The 15,810-nt window shown below is 61.8% G+C and carries 21 protein-coding genes; 8 read left to right on the top strand and 13 right to left on the bottom strand.

Annotation, left to right across the window (positions count from 1 at the left end):
* Window positions 1-44 precede the first annotated feature (44 nt).
* The 12 genes from BK660_RS11480 to nrdR form a co-directional block, all read right to left on the bottom strand.
* On the bottom strand, window positions 45-845 hold the full coding sequence (locus BK660_RS11480; RefSeq protein ID WP_123433389.1) for a cobalamin-binding protein: 801 nt from the start codon (window positions 843-845) through the stop codon (window positions 45-47).
* Window positions 845-1,264 carry an MFS transporter gene (locus tag BK660_RS11475; RefSeq protein WP_123433388.1) on the bottom strand — a complete coding sequence of 140 codons (420 nt, stop codon included), beginning with the start codon at window positions 1,262-1,264 and terminating at the stop codon, window positions 845-847. Before BK660_RS11475 ends, BK660_RS11480 begins: the two co-directional genes overlap by 1 nt.
* Window positions 1,261-1,878 carry a GTP cyclohydrolase II gene (gene ribA, locus BK660_RS11470; RefSeq protein ID WP_123433387.1) on the bottom strand — a complete coding sequence of 206 codons (618 nt, stop codon included), beginning with the start codon at window positions 1,876-1,878 and terminating at the stop codon, window positions 1,261-1,263. Before ribA ends, BK660_RS11475 begins: the two co-directional genes overlap by 4 nt.
* A 151-nt stretch (window positions 1,879-2,029) precedes the next feature.
* On the bottom strand, window positions 2,030-2,764 hold the full coding sequence (locus BK660_RS11465; RefSeq protein ID WP_123433386.1) for a substrate-binding periplasmic protein: 735 nt from the start codon (window positions 2,762-2,764) through the stop codon (window positions 2,030-2,032).
* Window positions 2,765-2,785: 21 nt separating this feature from the next.
* Window positions 2,786-3,289, bottom strand: a complete 504-nt coding sequence (locus tag BK660_RS11460) for a phosphatidylglycerophosphatase A family protein (RefSeq protein ID WP_123433385.1) — start codon at window positions 3,287-3,289, stop codon at window positions 2,786-2,788.
* A complete protein-coding gene (gene thiL, locus BK660_RS11455) occupies window positions 3,286-4,251 on the bottom strand; it encodes a thiamine-phosphate kinase (protein WP_123433384.1) in 966 nt (321 codons plus the stop codon). The genes BK660_RS11460 and thiL overlap by 4 nt, the downstream gene beginning before the upstream one ends.
* An 18-nt stretch (window positions 4,252-4,269) precedes the next feature.
* Window positions 4,270-4,770 carry a transcription antitermination factor NusB gene (gene nusB / locus BK660_RS11450; protein WP_123433383.1) on the bottom strand — a complete coding sequence of 167 codons (501 nt, stop codon included), beginning with the start codon at window positions 4,768-4,770 and terminating at the stop codon, window positions 4,270-4,272.
* Window positions 4,767-5,243, bottom strand: coding sequence for a 6,7-dimethyl-8-ribityllumazine synthase (gene ribH, locus BK660_RS11445; protein ID WP_003185938.1), 477 nt, complete (start codon window positions 5,241-5,243; stop codon window positions 4,767-4,769). Before ribH ends, nusB begins: the two co-directional genes overlap by 4 nt.
* A 91-nt stretch (window positions 5,244-5,334) precedes the next feature.
* Window positions 5,335-6,426 carry a bifunctional 3,4-dihydroxy-2-butanone-4-phosphate synthase/GTP cyclohydrolase II gene (gene ribBA, locus BK660_RS11440; protein ID WP_123433382.1) on the bottom strand — a complete coding sequence of 364 codons (1,092 nt, stop codon included), beginning with the start codon at window positions 6,424-6,426 and terminating at the stop codon, window positions 5,335-5,337.
* A gap of 30 nt (window positions 6,427-6,456) precedes the next feature.
* Window positions 6,457-7,122, bottom strand: coding sequence for a riboflavin synthase (locus tag BK660_RS11435; RefSeq protein WP_123433381.1), 666 nt, complete (start codon window positions 7,120-7,122; stop codon window positions 6,457-6,459).
* Window positions 7,123-7,169: 47 nt separating this feature from the next.
* Window positions 7,170-8,303, bottom strand: a complete 1,134-nt coding sequence (ribD, locus tag BK660_RS11430; protein ID WP_123433380.1) for a bifunctional diaminohydroxyphosphoribosylaminopyrimidine deaminase/5-amino-6-(5-phosphoribosylamino)uracil reductase RibD — start codon at window positions 8,301-8,303, stop codon at window positions 7,170-7,172.
* A complete protein-coding gene (nrdR, locus tag BK660_RS11425; protein WP_003228656.1) occupies window positions 8,300-8,764 on the bottom strand; it encodes a transcriptional regulator NrdR in 465 nt (154 codons plus the stop codon). The genes ribD and nrdR overlap by 4 nt, the downstream gene beginning before the upstream one ends.
* A 127-nt stretch (window positions 8,765-8,891) precedes the next feature.
* On the opposite strand from nrdR, the gene BK660_RS11420 reads away from it, so the two are divergent.
* From BK660_RS11420 to trxA, 3 genes are all read left to right on the top strand, one after another.
* The gene (locus BK660_RS11420; RefSeq protein WP_123433379.1) at window positions 8,892-9,356 is read left to right on the top strand and encodes a YbaY family lipoprotein; all 465 of its coding nucleotides are present in this window, start codon (window positions 8,892-8,894) and stop codon (window positions 9,354-9,356) included.
* A complete protein-coding gene (locus BK660_RS11415; RefSeq protein WP_123433378.1) occupies window positions 9,353-10,009 on the top strand; it encodes a class I SAM-dependent methyltransferase in 657 nt (218 codons plus the stop codon). Before BK660_RS11420 ends, BK660_RS11415 begins: the two co-directional genes overlap by 4 nt.
* A 197-nt stretch (window positions 10,010-10,206) precedes the next feature.
* Window positions 10,207-11,079, top strand: coding sequence for a thioredoxin (gene trxA / locus BK660_RS11410; protein WP_123433377.1), 873 nt, complete (start codon window positions 10,207-10,209; stop codon window positions 11,077-11,079).
* Here trxA and BK660_RS11405 read toward each other — a convergent pair.
* On the bottom strand, window positions 11,076-11,423 hold the full coding sequence (locus tag BK660_RS11405; RefSeq protein ID WP_123433376.1) for a hypothetical protein: 348 nt from the start codon (window positions 11,421-11,423) through the stop codon (window positions 11,076-11,078). The genes trxA and BK660_RS11405 overlap by 4 nt on opposite strands.
* 135 nt (window positions 11,424-11,558) lie before the next feature.
* Between BK660_RS11405 and BK660_RS11400 the strand changes: the two genes are divergently transcribed.
* The 5 genes from BK660_RS11400 (at window position 11,559) to BK660_RS11380 (ending at window position 15,717) form a co-directional block, all read left to right on the top strand.
* Window positions 11,559-12,137, top strand: a complete 579-nt coding sequence (locus tag BK660_RS11400) for a DUF2796 domain-containing protein (RefSeq protein WP_123433375.1) — start codon at window positions 11,559-11,561, stop codon at window positions 12,135-12,137.
* Between the two features lie 136 nt (window positions 12,138-12,273).
* Window positions 12,274-12,984 carry an ABC transporter ATP-binding protein gene (locus tag BK660_RS11395; RefSeq protein WP_123433374.1) on the top strand — a complete coding sequence of 237 codons (711 nt, stop codon included), beginning with the start codon at window positions 12,274-12,276 and terminating at the stop codon, window positions 12,982-12,984.
* Window position 12,985: 1 nt separating this feature from the next.
* Window positions 12,986-14,251: an ABC transporter permease gene (locus BK660_RS11390; RefSeq protein WP_123433373.1), complete on the top strand. Its 1,266-nt coding sequence runs from the start codon at window positions 12,986-12,988 to the stop codon at window positions 14,249-14,251.
* Between the two features lie 11 nt (window positions 14,252-14,262).
* Complete coding sequence (locus BK660_RS11385; RefSeq protein ID WP_123433372.1) at window positions 14,263-14,781, top strand: DUF3299 domain-containing protein; 519 nt, start codon at window positions 14,263-14,265, stop codon at window positions 14,779-14,781.
* Between the two features lie 234 nt (window positions 14,782-15,015).
* Window positions 15,016-15,717, top strand: a complete 702-nt coding sequence (locus BK660_RS11380) for an OmpW/AlkL family protein (protein ID WP_123433371.1) — start codon at window positions 15,016-15,018, stop codon at window positions 15,715-15,717.
* The last annotated feature ends 93 nt before the right edge of the window (window positions 15,718-15,810 follow it).

Here is a 15,810-nt window from a genome sequence, read left to right as displayed (position 1 = left end):
TTTAATGTGGGAGCGGGCTTGCTCGCGAAGCAGGCACCTCGGTATCACTGGTCTGGTGCAATAAGCTGGCAAAGCTTGGCCGTCGCCTCGACCATCTGCCCACTCGGCCGCTCCAGCCCCTTGTCCGTAACCAGCAGCAATTGCCCCCGCGCCACCGCCGCCACCTGCGGCCACGCCTTCCACGCCTCGAGCTGGGCCTGATCACTGGCCAGGATCACCTCGGGATTACGCTGCAACACCGCCTCGATACTGATCTGCGGCGCCGGCAATGTCTGGTCGGCAAACACGTTGCGCGCCCCACAGACTTCCAGCGCATCACTGATGATCTGCCCGCCACCCACGGTGTACAGCGGCCGATCCCAGACCTGATAAAACACCCGCAACGGCTCATCCCGTCGATAGCGCTGACGCAGGTTATCCAGTTTTTGCCGCAGGTCGGTCGCCAACGTCACGCCCCGTTCGGGCCGGCCGAGTTGCGTGGCAATGGCTTCGACTTGTGCCGCGAGTTGGTCGAGGGTGTGGGGTTCGGCGACGAAGGTGGGAATGTTCAAGCGCTTGAGCTGCTCACGTTGAGCCGGGCCAACGCTGCCCGGCCAGAGCAGCAGCAAATCGGGTTTGAGACTGAGCAAACGCTCCATGTCCAATTGACCATAGCGGCCAACCGAAGGAAGGTTTTTGAGCTCGGAAGGACGCTCACCGGCGTCCAGCACCCCGACCAGCAGGTCGGCTGAACCCAGTTCAACCACGATTTCAGAGAGGGACGGCGCCAGGCTGACGACCCGTTCGACGGCAGCCGCCGAGCCGCTGGCGGCCAACAGTAAAACCGCCAGCCAGGCCCGACGCATCAGCCGAGTTGACGCGGAATACGGTAGAGGTAGAACAGCACCGCGGTTGACAGCGCCAGCAGCACCAACGGTACGGCTTCGAGGCCGACGAACACCGCCAGCGCACCAATCCAGGCCGGCAAGGCAGCCGCCAGGAACGCGGTACGTCGCTTGGCGGCGAGGACGATCCAGGCAGCGGGTTCTTCAGGTGTATCGAGGGCTTTTTGCGTGGCGATTAGCGCGTGCTTGTAGCCACGGAAAAATTTCAGGCTGACAAACATCGACGCCACACCCGCAATGAACAACGGCATCGCCAGCACCGGCAGGATCGCCTCGCCCTGGCCGAACACACCATTGATCACGAACAGCGGCAACAAGGCCAGCGCCAGGTATTGCCACCAACTGAACGACAACCGCCGCCGTACCTGACCGCGGGTCACGCCCGATCCGCCTCGCCCTGATGCTCGTTGCCCATCATGTGGTCGAGCTTGCTGGCCTTGGTCGCCAGGTAGAGTTTGTTGTGCGGGTTGTGACCGGTGTGCAGCGGCACGCGCTCGGCGACCACGATGCCCATGTCGGTCAAGGCTTTGACCTTGCGCGGGTTGTTGGTCATCAGGCGCAGGGATTTCACGCCCAGGTGCTCCAGCATCGGCAGGCACATGGCGTAGTCGCGCTGGTCGGCAGCAAAGCCCAGGCGCTCGTTGGCTTCAACGGTGTCGGCGCCGCCGTCCTGCAACTCATAGGCGCGGATCTTGTTCAGCAGGCCAATGCCACGGCCTTCCTGACGCAAGTACAGCAACACGCCACGGCCTTCACGGGCGATGGCCTGCAACGCGGCTTCGAGTTGTGAGCCGCAGTCGCAACGCTGGCTGAACAAGGCATCGCCCGTCAGGCATTCGGAGTGCAACCGGCCGAGTACCGGGGCACCGTCGGCGAAGTCACCCAGGCTCAGCACAACGTGCTCGCGCCCGTTTTCTTCATCGAGAAAGCCGTGCATGGTGAATTGCGCAAAAGGCGTTGGCAGCTTGGAAGCGGCGACAAAAACGACAGGCACCGGTGTGCTCCTGATCAATAAGTACTGGAGATTCGCAGACGCGGCATTGTAACAGCAGGTTCCTACAGACGCTTAGGCTGAATTATGGGGCATAACGATCAAAATGTTAGATCTCAGGCCACTGACGCCCGGTGTGCTACAGGGTCCGTGTTCAGTTCGCGTCGAACGGGTAAGGCTGTTTCCAGCGTTCGAAGATGGGTTTCAGTGTGCCGTTTTTTACCAACAGGTCCATGCGCTGATCGAACAACGCCATCAACGTCCGGGCCTTGGGCGTATTGGCGAAACACAGGTACAACGGCAATTCAGCGATAGGCGTTCGACGGAACACGGCAGGATCCTTGGCCCGTTTGACGATGTAATCGATCTCCGTCAGCGCGTCGATGTAAAAATCGGCGCGGTTGTGGGTCAGCATCGACAAAATGCCGGTGCGTCGCACGACCTCGTTATAGCGCTGCACGTTGGGCAGGTATTTCTGGAACTCGTAACCACGGACCCAGGCCAGTCGATAGCTGCCGAGCGTCTTTGGGTTCGGTGCCGGATTACTCGCCAGGCCCAGGGCGTAGATGTGATCGGTATCGTAATTCCAGCGTGGATAAAGCACATCGCTGGCCTCGTCACGGTAAGAACCGACACAGGCATCCACTTCGCCGCGCTGGGCCAGGCCCACGGCGCGGGTGTAAGGTTCGGTGCGGAAGTCGAGCTTGACCCCGGCCGGTTCGAAGATGGCTCGCATCACGTCCCAGCCCAGGCCATGCCCGTCAGCGGCGGTGTAGTCTTCCCATTCTTCGCTGGCCAGATGAATCACGGACGGCGTCGGCGCGGCATCCCCCGCCTGGGCGAGTGAGCAAACCATTGCAAAAACCACCGCCAACCAGCGCCGAACCATCCCAGTCCCCTGCTTCGCCCGTCAGGCGAAAATCCTTACCAGCCCTTGCATTGCCAACCACGCAAATACACCGGCCAGCACGTCGTCGAGCATGATCCCGACGCCGCCATGCACATGCCGGTCGATCCAGCGAATCGGCCAGGGCTTGAGAATGTCGAAGAAGCGGAACATCAGGAAACCCGCCAACAACCAGTACCAACCTTCCGGCACCAGCCACAAGGTGATCCACATCCCGACCATTTCGTCCCAGACGATGCCCTCGTGGTCGTGCACGCGCAAATCGTCGGCCACTTTGCCGCACAGCCAGAAGCCGAACAGCATGGTGATGCCCAGCATCAGCCAGTAGGCCCAATCGGGCATCATTTGCCACAACGGGATAAAGGGTAGCGCAACTAACGAACCCCAGGTGCCCGGTGCCTTTGGCAGGGTCCCCGAGCCGAAGCCGAACGCCAGGAAATGCCAGGGATTGCGCCAGACCGAGGGCGGAACAAACTCCGCCGGGACCTGTTTGGGATGATCTGTCACGGTGTCTCCCGAAAATGTTGATAGCCCCGGGTTTGCGGGGTGATGTCTTGTCCGTCGGCATCCAGCAGCGCCACGCCCTGCCCCGTCACTACACGTCCGACCACATGGATCGGCCAGCCGTCTGCCAGCAATGCCGGCAACTCGACGGACGGTAGGGTGAAGGCGAGGACATAATCGTCGCCGCCGCTGAGGGCTGCGGTTTCGGCTGCGGATTGACCGAGGAAAGCCACTAACGCCGCTGACACAGGCAGCTTACTCCGCTCGAGCTGAATGCCGACCTTCGACGCCAGTGCGATGTGGCCGCAGTCGGCGAGCAGGCCGTCAGAGATGTCCAACGCCGAGGTGGCTTTACCACGCAATGCCTGACCCAACGCCAGTTGCGGCCGCGGTGACCAGTAATGCGCCAGCAGCGGTTCGGCAACAGTTGCGTCAGCCGTTCGCTGCCCCAACACCAGTGGCAAAGCCCCGGCTGCATTGCCCAGTTCACCACCCACGCACAACAAATCGCCGGGCTGCGCGCCGCTACGGGTCAGCGCCTGAGCGGCCGGCACACGACCGAACACGGTCATGGTCAGGCTCAGCGGCCCACGGGTAGTATCGCCGCCCACCAGCGCGACGCCGCAGCGTTGCGCCATGAGGTTCAAACCACGGGAATACGCCGCCAGCCAATCGGCGGTCACCGTCGGCAAGGTCAGGGCAAGGGTAAAGGCAACAGGGGTGGCGCCCATGGCAGCCAGATCACTGACGGCCACAGCCAGCGAGCGCTGACCGAGCAGAAACGGGTCGCAGGGGTCTGCGAAATGCACACCGGCCACCAGGGTGTCGGTGGAAATGGCCAACTGCTCCCCGGGGGGAACAGCCAGCAAGGCGCAGTCATCGCCGATCCCGAGGGCAACGCCTTCGCCGCCTTGCGCACAGGGCGCGGCGGCGAAGAAATTGCGGATCAGCTCAAACTCGCCCATCGCGATATCAAGCGCAAATCAGCGCTTGAACGCCTTGACTTCAGCTTCACGCAGACGCGGGGCCAGCTTGTCGAGTACACCGTTGACGAACTTGTGGCCGTCGGTGGAACCGAAGACTTTCGCCAGCTCGATACCTTCGTTGATCACAACGCGGTAAGGAACGTCGACACGCTCGAGCAGCTCCCAGGTGGACAGGCGCAGAACGGCCAGTTCAACCGGGTCCAGCTCGTCGATGGTGATGTCCAGGCAAGGCGTCAGGGCTGCATCGATCTTGTCCTTCTGCGCCGGAACCCCGTGAAGGATTTCGCGGAAGTAGGCACCGTCGACATCACTGAAATCGTTATCGACCCGGAACTGCGCTTCGATCTCGTTCAAAGACTGCTTGGCCATGTGCCATTGGTACAGCGCCTGGGTCGCGAGCTGACGGGCTTCACGACGCTTGACGCTTTTCGATGGCTTGCCGGCATCCGCAGGCTTTGGATCGCGCGGGTTGAAACGATCGCTATCGTCGCTAATCACTTGGCCTCCAACTGCGCCAGCAGGCTGACCATTTCCAGAGCGGACAGGGCAGCTTCGGCACCTTTGTTACCGGCCTTGGTGCCGGAACGTTCGATGGCTTGCTCGATGGAATCAACGGTCAGCACGCCGAACGCGACGGGAACGCCGAACTCCATGGACACCTGGGCCAGGCCCTTGGTGCATTCGCCTGCCACGTATTCGAAGTGCGGAGTACCGCCACGAATGACCGCGCCCAGGGCGATGATTGCCGCGTATTCGCCTTTCTGAGCGACTTTCTGCGCAACCAGCGGAATTTCGAAGGCGCCAGGTGCGCGGATGATGGTGATGTCGCTTTCGCTTACGCCGTGGCGAACCAGGGCATCCACTGCACCGCTGACCAGACTTTCAACGACGAAGCTGTTGAAACGGCCCACTACCAAAGCGTAGCGGCCTTTAGGGGCGATGAAGGTACCTTCGATGGTCTTCAGGGTCATTCGTTAGATCTCTTAAAGAGCCGGGACGCGCTTTCTACGCGTCCCTCAGTGATTTGTTAGCCGCGAATCAAGGACTGGAAACAACCGGTCATTATTCGGAGGGCACGTATTCTACAACTTCCAGATCGAAACCGGATATCGCATTAAATTTCATTGGCGCACTCATCAGGCGCATTTTGCGTACGCCCAGGTCCCGAAGGATCTGCGAACCGGCACCAACGATGCTGTAGGTGGTCGGTTTTTTCACGGCCGCCTGGTCGGCGGTTTCGCGAATGTGCGCCAGCAACACGTCGCCATCGAGCGGGTGACCGAGCAACAGCACCACACCGCTGCCGGCCTCGGCAACCGCAGCCATGGCGGCGCGCAGGCTCCAGCGGCCCGGTTGCTTGACCATCAGCAGGTCGCGCAGCGGGTCCATGTTGTGCACGCGAACCAGGGTCGGTTCTTCAGCACACACGTTGCCCAGGGTCAGGGCCATGTGCACGTCGCCTTCCACGGAATCACGATAGGTCACCAGGTTGAATTGGCCCAGTTCGCTGTCCAGTGGCTGCTCGGCAATCCGCTGAACGGTACGTTCGTGGATCATCCGGTAGTGAATCAGGTCGGCGATGGTGCCGATCTTGATGTCGTGTTCAGCGGCGAAAGCTTCCAGCTCGGCGCGACGGGACATGGTGCCGTCGTCGTTCATCACTTCGCAGATCACACCGCTCGGCTCGAAACCGGCCATGCGCGCCAGGTCGCAAGCGGCTTCAGTATGGCCGGCGCGGGCCAGGGTGCCACCGGCCTGGGCCATCAGCGGGAAGATGTGGCCGGGGCTGACGATGTCTTCAGCCTTGGCGTCTTTCGCGGCAGCCGCTTGCACGGTGCGTGCGCGGTCGGCGGCGGAGATGCCGGTGGTCACGCCTTCAGCCGCTTCGATCGACACGGTGAACTTGGTGCCGAAGCCTGAACCGTTGCGTGGCGCCATCAATGGCAGCTTCAGCAGTTCGCAGCGCTCGCGGCTCATCGGCATGCAGATCAGGCCACGGGCGTGCTTGGCCATGAAGTTGATGTGCTCGGGCTTGCAGCACTCGGCGGCCATGATCAGGTCGCCTTCGTTCTCGCGGTCTTCGTCATCCATGAGGATGACCATCTTGCCTTGGCGGATGTCTTCAACCAGTTCTTCGATGCTATTGAGCGCCACAAGGCACCCCCTTTCTTTGAAATTTGAGCTTCAGGATTTGAGGTAGCCGTTTTGGACCAGAAAGCTTTCGGTAATGGTGCTGCCGGCCGTTGGCTCGGCGGCCTTGTCGCCCAGCAACAGCCGCTCCAGATAACGTGCCAGCAAGTCGACTTCCAGGTTCACCCGGCGACCTGGCTGGTACGACGCCATGATGGTTTCGCTCAGGGTGTGGGGAATGATCGTCAGCAAGAACTCGGCGCCATCCACTGCGTTCACGGTCAGGCTGGTGCCGTCGACGGTGATCGAGCCTTTATGGGCGATGTACTTGGCCAGTTCTTTCGGCGCGCGGATGCGGAATTCCACGGCACGCGCGTTTTCGGTACGGGCAACCACTTCGCCCACGCCATCGACGTGACCGCTGACCAGATGCCCGCCGAGGCGAGTGGTCGGGGTCAGGGCTTTTTCCAGGTTCACCGGACTGCCGCTCTTGAGGTCGTTCATCGCTGTGCAGTCGAGGGTTTCGCGGCTGACGTCGGCGGCAAAGCCGTTGCCCGGCAGCTCGACCGCGGTCAGGCACACGCCGTTGACCGCGATGCTGTCGCCCAGTTTGACGTCGCTCAGGTCGAGCTTGCCGGTTTCTACGTGGACCCGCACATCACCGCCCTTTGGGGTCAATGCACGAATACTGCCGATGGATTCGATGATGCCGGTAAACATGAGGTTCTCCTCGAGAACAAAGCCAGCGCTGTAGCGATGGCCGGGAATTATACGCTGGCGGCTGGCGAAGGAATGGCAGTGACCCGCCAGTCATCGCCAACCGCGCGAATTTCGGTGATTTTAAGCTCGGGCGCATCCTTCATTTGCGCGAGCGGCCAGTCGAGCAGCGGCCGCGCCGATGAGCCGAGGAACTTGCCGGCGATGAAAATCTGGAATTCATCCACCAGGCCTTGCTGCGCAAAAGCGCCGGCCAGACGCGGACCGGCTTCGACCAGCACCTCGTTGACGTCACGGGCGGCGAGCGCGACCAGCAATTGGCGCAGATCGACCTGACCATCAATGCCGGGCACGATCAGGCATTCCGGGCCATTGGCGTACTGCTCCTCGACCGCCACGCAGGTGGCGACCAAGGCCGGGCCGGCCTTGAAGAACGGCGCATTCAGCGGAACCCGCAGGCGACCGTCGACCAGCACGCGCAGCGGCGGACGGCTCATGGCCAAAGCGGTTTGCTCCGCATCCAGGCCTAATTCGTCAGCGCGCACGGTCAACCGGGCGTTGTCCGCCAACACCGTGTCGGCGCCGGTCAGTACGACGCTGGCCTGGGCGCGCAGGCGTTGCACCGCCGAGCGTGCGGCCGGGCCGGTGATCCATTGGCTTTCGCCACTTTCCATGGCGGTGCGACCGTCCAGGCTCATGGCCAACTTGACCCGCACGAACGGCAAGCCGTGTTCCATGCGCTTGAGGAAGCCTTGGTTGAGCTTGCGCGCCTCGCCTTCCAGCACACCACTTTCGGTGGCAATTCCGGCCTGGGCCAGGCGTTGCAGGCCGCGACCGGCGACTGCCGGGTTCGGGTCCTGCATCGCCGCGACCACCCGGGCGACCCCGGCATTCACCAGCGCATCGGCACAGGGCGGCGTGCGGCCGTGGTGGCTGCACGGTTCAAGGGTCACGTAGGCCGTGGCGCCACGGGCCTTGTCGCCCGCGGCGCGCAGGGCATGGACTTCGGCATGCGGCTCACCGGCGCGCACGTGCCAGCCTTCACCGACAATCTGCCCATCCCGCACAATCACGCAGCCCACCCGAGGGTTGGGGTGCGTCGTGTAATGGCCTTTGCGCGCCAGTTCCAGCGCGCGGGCCATGTAATGGGCGTCGAGGATGGCGAGTTCGGCGGGCGTATTCATTCTTTCACCGGCTCACGGGCCAGGCGATCGATCTCTTCGCGGAACTCGTTGAGGTCCTGGAAGCGGCGATACACGGAGGCGAAGCGGATATAGGCGACTTCGTCGAGCTTCTGCAGCTCAGCCATCACCAGTTCACCGACCACGAGGGATTTGACCTCTCGCTCGCCGGTGGCGCGCAGTTTGTGTTTGATGTGAACCAGCGACGATTCGAGGCGTTCGACACTTACCGGGCGCTTCTCCAGCGCTCGCTGCATGCCGGCACGCAGTTTTTCTTCGTCGAAGGGCTGACGGCTGCCGTCGGTTTTGATCAGGCGCGGCAACACCAGTTCGGCGGTCTCGAACGTCGTGAAACGCTCGCCGCAGGCCAGGCATTCACGCCGGCGGCGCACCTGTTCGCCCTCGGCGACCAGACGCGAGTCGATGACCTTGGTGTCGTTGGCACCGCAGAAGGGACAGTGCATGGTGGCAGGCAACAAAAAAAGGGAGGGCCATGGTAGCGCATCCCGGTGGCAAGACAAGCCATAGGGTTTACGGTATACAGACGCCTATAGTGCTTGATCCATGGATTTCACCTTGCTGGAGCCGTAAATGTCCTTAAGACCGCTCGTTTTGCTCAGTCTTTTAAGCCTGCTGGTGGCCTGCAGCAGCGATGCGCCCAAGCCCCAGCCGCCGACGCCAGGGCCCGCCCCACAGGCTGCGCAGAAAAAAGCCCAGGAGTCGGCCAATCTTGGGCCGCTGCCCGCGTACCAGCGTGAATTGAGCGGCACCTTGCAAGGCGTGCCGGCCGGCGCCGAGGTCGAACTGGCGCTGCTGGTGATCGACGAAAAGGATCGCCCGCAACAATTGCTCGCCAGTTCCACCTTGATCGGCACCAATCAAGCGCTGCCGTTTCACCTGCGCTTCAACCCGGAATCGTTCCCGAACGGTGCCCGCGTTGAACTGCGCGGCCGCGCCAGCCAGTCCGGCCAGCTGATTTTGCATCTGCCGTCGCAGTTCATTTCCCAGCCCACCACGCAGGCCCTGGGTCAGCTGCAATTCGTCAAAGCGCCATGATTGCACCGTTCGACCTGCAACAGGCCTTGGGTGAACTGCTCGGCGATGCGCAGCTGGTGCCTGTCGCATTGCCCGAGACCGACCTGAAACTCTGGCTGATCGACGGCGACAACATGGACCGCGCGTTCAGCCCCGAGGAAACACGACGGATCCTGCATGAACCGCCCTACTGGAGTTTCTGCTGGGCCAGTGGTTTGGCGGTCGCACGTTATCTCGCCGAATTCCCGGAGTGGGTCAAAGGCAAACGGGTGCTGGATTTCGGTGCCGGTTCGGGTGTGGCGGGGATTGCCGCCGTGAAGGCCGGCGCGCTGGAAGTGGTGGCCTGTGACCTCGACCCGCTGGCGATTGCCTCATGCCGGGCGAATGCCGAACTCAATGACGTACAGCTCAACTACTCGACCGACTTTTTCGCCGAGGCGGACCGCTTTGATCTGATCCTGGTCGCCGACGTGCTCTACGACCGGGCGAACCTGCCGTTGCTCGATGAGTTTTTGACTCGGGGCAAAGAGGCGCTGGTGGCGGATTCGCGTGTAAGGGATTTCCGCCACCCGTTGTATCGACGCATCGAGATGCTGGAAGCGATGACCCTGCCGGATCTGGCCGAGCCTGAAGAGTTTCGGCATGTGAGCCTTTACCATGCGCGGCGCGGCTAAAAGCTTCGCGAGCAAGCCCGCTCCCACATTGGCTCTGCGGCGTACCACGCTTTTGTGGTCGGCACAAAACAAGTGTGGGAGCGGGCTCGCTCGCGAAGGCGTCCTGCCAGACAACACATCTCCAACTGCCACCCCGCTTCCGGCCACCCCCCGCCAAGCCGTATAGTTGCCCCATTCACGCTTCCAAGAGATCCCCCATGAGTCAGGAAACGCCGTACATCTTCGACGCCACGACTGCTGATTTCGACCAGTCGGTGATCGAGAACTCTTTCCACAAGCCGGTACTGGTGGATTTCTGGGCCGAATGGTGTGCGCCCTGCAAAGGGCTGATGCCATTGCTGCAGACCATCGCCGAGAGTTATCAGGGCGAGTTGCTGCTGGCCAAGGTCAACTGCGATCTGGAGCAAGACATCGTCGCCCGTTTCGGCATTCGCAGCCTGCCAACCGTGGTGCTGTTCAAGGACGGTCAACCGGTCGACGGCTTTGCCGGTGCGCAACCGGAATCCGCCGTGCGGGCGATGCTTGAGCCGCACGTTCAAATGCCGCCACCGGCCGCGGCTGATCCGTTCGAACAGGCTCAGGCGCTGTTTGACGAAAGCCGCTTCGCCGACGCCGAAGCCGTGCTCACAGTGCTGCTGGGCGAAGACAACACTAACGCCAAGGCACTGATCCTCTACGCCCGTTGCCTCACTGAGCGCGGCGAGTTGGGTGAAGCGCAAACCGTGCTCGACGCAGTCAAGAGCGATGAACACAAAGCGGCCCTGGCCGGCGCCAAGGCGCAGATCCAGTTTCTCGGTCAGGCCAAGGATTTGCCGGATGCGGCAGACCTGAAAGCGCGCCTGGCGAAAGACCCGCAGGACGATGAAGCGGTGTATCAACTGGCGATTCAGCAACTGGCTCGCCAGCAATACGACGCGGCGCTGGATGCGTTGCTCAAGCTGTTCATCCGCAATCGCAGCTACAGCGAAGGCTTGCCGCACAAGACCTTGCTGCAGGTGTTCGAACTGCTGGGCAATGACCACCCGTTGGTGACCACGTACCGCCGCAAGCTGTTTGCTGCGCTGTACTAAACCGACTCGATCCAGCTATAGAGCGGCGTATCCCCGCCGCTCGACACTTTCACATCGGCGCTATGGCGCAAGCGCACCAACAGGCGTTTGCCCGACGCCGCGCTGCCGGTCAGCCCTTCCAGCTGATCGAGCAGATCCGGCCCGCTCAATTGCCCGGCCTTGCGTAGCAAATCCTTGGCGATCTGCCACAGCGCCTCATCCTGAGTCGCCGGTTTGGCCGAGGCAGCACTGGCCTCCGGCTTGCTCACCTGCAACTGCGCGCCGAGTTTCGCCCAGTCGCCGTCATCCATCTCCAGCGTCAAATCCACCGGCCAGTCGCCGATGCTTCCGCGAATTCGCAACATAGGTCTGCTCCTGCACATTTCTGACCTGCATGCTCCCATGGGACTTGTGCAACGCCAAGTAGCCGGTCAAACTCCCCGCACTTACGTTATAAGATTACATAACAAACTCTTCACTTTACTTTCCGGAGCCCCGCCATGCGTCGTCTGCTGCTCGCTTTGCCGTTTGCCTTGTTGCCGTTGGCCGTCGCCCACGCCGCCGATGAACATGATCATGAGCACGGCAGCCTCGGCGCCCACGAACATGGCGTCGGTCGTTTGAACGCAGCGCTGGACGGCCAGACCCTGGAGCTGGAACTGGAAAGCCCGGCGATGAACCTGGTGGGTTTCGAACACGCAGCCACCACGGATGCCGACAAAGCCAAGGTCGCCGCCGTCCGTGCGCAGCTGGAGAAGCCGCTGGCGCTGTTTAATCTGCCGAAAGCCGCCGGTTGCGTGGTCGCCATGCAGGAACTGGAAAGCCCGCTGTTCGGTGACAAGCCGGACGCCGACGATGATCACGATGAAGATGCCAAGGACGAACATCACCACGACCACAGCGAAATCCACGCGCACTATCAATTCACCTGCGCCGCTCCCGGCGCCCTGAAAACCTTGGACCTGGCGACCCTCTTCAACACGTTCCCGGCCACCCAGAAAATTCAGGTACAACTGATCGGCCCGAGCGGGCAGCAAGGTGTTGAAGTGACCGCGAAGGCCGCGGCCCTCAAGTTCTGAGCTCACTGAAAATCTAATGTGGGAGCGGGCTTGCTCGCGAATGCGCTGTGTCATGCAACATTGATGTCGACTGACACACCCCATTCGCGAGCAAGCCCGCTCCCACAGGGTTCACCACCAACCTGACCGGTTTTACATGACCCAAGCACTCATCGAACTGTCCGACCTGGGCTTCAGCTGGCCCGGTCACCCGCCGTTGCTGGACATCCCGGCGTTTCGCCTGGAGCCTGGTGAAACCCTGTTCCTCAAGGGCCCCAGCGGCAGTGGCAAAACCACCCTGCTGGGCCTGCTCGGTGGCGTGCAGAAACCTGATCGCGGCAGCATTCGCCTGCTCGGCCAGGAATTGACCGAACTCGGTGCCGGCGCCCGCGACCGCTTCCGCGTCGACCACACCGGCTACATCTTCCAGCAGTTCAATTTGCTGCCGTTCCTGTCGGTGCGCGAGAACGTCGAACTGCCCTGCCACTTCTCCAAACTGCGCGCCGAACGGGCGAAACAGCGCCACGGCAGCGTCGATCAGGCCGCGGCCACCCTCCTCGCCCACTTGGGTTTGAAGGACGAAGGCATCCTCAGCCGCCGCGCCGATTCGCTGTCCATCGGTCAGCAACAACGCGTGGCCGCAGCACGCGCACTGATCGGCCAGCCGGAACTGGTCATCGCCGATGAACCGACGTCAGCACTGGATTACGACGCCCGGGAAAACTTCATTCGCCTGTTGTTCGCCGAATGCCGTGAAGCCGGGTCGAGCCTGTTGTTTGTCAGCCATGACCAGAGCCTCGCGCCGCTGTTCGATCGCAACCTGTCGCTGGCCGAACTCAATCGCGCCGCCACCCCGTCCGAGGTCTGAGATGTATTTGTTTCGTCTAGCCATGGCCAGTCTGGCTAACCGGCGCTTCACCGCGATTCTCACCGCGTTCGCCATCGCCCTGTCGGTGTGCCTGCTGTTGGCGGTTGAGCGCGTGCGCACCGAAGCCAAAGCCAGTTTTGCCAGCACCATCAGCGGCACCGACCTGATCGTCGGCGCACGTTCGGGTTCGGTGAACCTGTTGCTGTACTCGGTGTTCCGCATCGGCAATGCCACCAACAACATCCGCTGGGACAGCTTCGAACACTTCGCCAACAACCCGAAAGTGAAGTGGGCGATTCCGATGTCCCTCGGCGATTCCCATCGCGGTTACCGGGTGATGGGCACCACAGAGGCCTACTTCGAGCATTACCAGTACGGCCATCAGCAACACCTGGAACTGGCCGACGGCCGCGCCTTCGCCACTGATCCGTTCGAAGTGGTGCTCGGTGCTGAAGTCGCCGACGCGCTGCACTACAAACTCGGCGACAAACTGGTGCTGGCCCACGGCGTCGCGGCGATCAGCCTGGTCAAACACGACGACAAACCGTTCACCGTGGTCGGCATTCTCAAGCGCACCGGCACCCCGGTGGACCGCACGTTGCACATCAGCCTCGGCGGCATGGAAGCGATTCACATCGACTGGCACAACGGCGTGCCGGCCCGGGGCGAAGGCCGGATCAGCGCCGATCAGGCGCGCAACATGGACCTCACGCCGCAAGCGATCACCGCGTTCATGCTCGGCCTCAACAGCAAGATTTCGACGTTTGCGGTGCAACGCGAGATCAACGAATTCCGCGGTGAGCCGATGCTGGCGATCCTCCCCGGCGTGGCGCTGCAAGAGTTGTGGAGCCTGATGAGCACGGCGGAAAAAGCCTTGTTCGTGGTCTCGCTGTTCGTGGTGTTGACCGGGTTGATCGGCATGCTCACGGCGATTCTCACCAGCCTGAATGAACGTCGGCGCGAGATGGCTATTCTGCGTTCGGTGGGCGCCCGACCGTGGCACATCGCGACCTTGCTGGTGCTGGAGGCGTTTGCGTTGGCGTTGGCCGGAGTGATTGCCGGCGTGGCGTTGCTGTATGTGGGCATCGCCGCCGCCCAGGGTTATGTGCAAGCCAATTACGGCTTGTACCTGCCGCTGGCGTGGCCGAGCGAGTATGAATGGACGCTGCTCGGTGGCATCCTGATCGCCGCTTTGCTGATGGGCAGCGTGCCGGCCTGGCGCGCGTATCGCCAATCGTTGGCCGATGGCCTGTCGATCCGACTATGAGGACGTTGAACATGCCCCGCGCCGTACTCGCGCTGCTGATGCTGGTCGCCTTGCCCCTGTGGGCGGCCGAGCCGAAAGACCTGACCTGGTCAGAAATGATCCCGCCGGACGCCGCGCCGGAAGTACCGAACATGACGCCCCTGCACGACCTGTCACAGATGAGCAGCACCCTGGCGGCCGAGTCGGCCCCTGCCGCCAAACAGGACATGCCGAATGCGCCGGTGGTGAACAGCCTGGATGGCCAGAACATTCGTCTGCCGGGCTACATCGTGCCGCTGGAAGTGAGTGAAGACGGGCGGACCACGGATTTCCTGCTGGTGCCGTATTTCGGCGCCTGCATCCACGTGCCACCTCCGCCGTCGAACCAGATCGTGCATGTGAAAAGCGAAGTCGGCGTGAAGCTGGATGAGCTGTATCAGCCGTACTGGATCGAGGGGGCGATGCAGGTCAAGGCGTCGACCAGCGAGCTGGCGGATGCCGGGTATCAGATGGAGGCGGACAAGATTTATGTGTATGAATTGCCGGAGTGAATCCGGAAGTCATGTGGTGTTTGATCTATAGCCTTCGCGAGCAAGCCCGCTCCCACATTCGTTTTGCGTTAATGCACAACTCAAATGTGGGAGCGGGCTTGCTCGCGAAGAGGCCGTCAAAAACATCACAATACCCAGCCCGATTACAGTTTCATTGAGCTGAATCAAAAGACCGTATCAGAGCGCTTTGTACCATTGGACATCGAAAATTTTTAACGTCCTTTGGAGCCCTCCATGCACAAGTCCTTGCTCAGCGCTTCGCTGTTTGCCTTAGCGCTCACAGCCCCGCTCGCCCACGCCTTCGAGGCCGGCGACATCCTCATTCGTGCCGGTGCCATTACCGTCAACCCGAAAGCCGACAGTTCCAGCGTCAAGGTCGACCAAGGCCCGCTGGCCGGCACCAACCTGGGTGGCAAAGCCACTATGGACAGCGACACGCAACTGGGTTTGAACTTCGCGTACATGATTGACCCGCACTGGGGCATCGAACTGCTGGCGGCCACCCCGTTCGAGCATGATGTGAAACTCAAAGGCACGGCCTTGGGTTCTGCGGCCAACGGTAAACTCGGTACCCTGAAACACCTGCCGCCGACCTTGAGCGTGGTGTACTACCCGCTGGACTCGAAGTCGGATTTCCAGCCGTACCTCGGCGCCGGTATCAACTACACCGTGATTTATGACGAACACGTCGGCAGCGAAGCGCAAGCCAAGGGCTGGAGAAATTTCGAGGCTGAAAACTCGTGGGGCCTGGCGTTTCAAGTCGGTGCTGACTACATGATCACCGACAACATCCTGCTCAACGCCCAGGTGCGCTACATCGACATCGACACCCGCGCAACAGTCGAAAACGACTCGCTGGCACCTGGCACACGTGCCAAGGTCAACGTGGACGTGGACCCGTTCATTTACATGGTTGGCCTGGGTTACAAGTTCTAAGCCCCACCACTGTAGGGGTGAAGGACATTCCTGTGGCGAGGGGGCTTGTCGGAACGCCGCATCGCCCCGTTCGGCTGCACAGCAGTCGTAGAT

Origin of the sequence: Pseudomonas brassicacearum (assembly GCF_003732265.1) — a bacterium.
Taxonomy (GTDB): Bacteria; Pseudomonadota; Gammaproteobacteria; order Pseudomonadales; family Pseudomonadaceae; genus Aquipseudomonas; species Aquipseudomonas brassicacearum_D.
The sequence above is the reverse complement of the archived record's forward strand: the minus strand, read 5'-3'. Positions and strand labels throughout refer to the sequence as shown.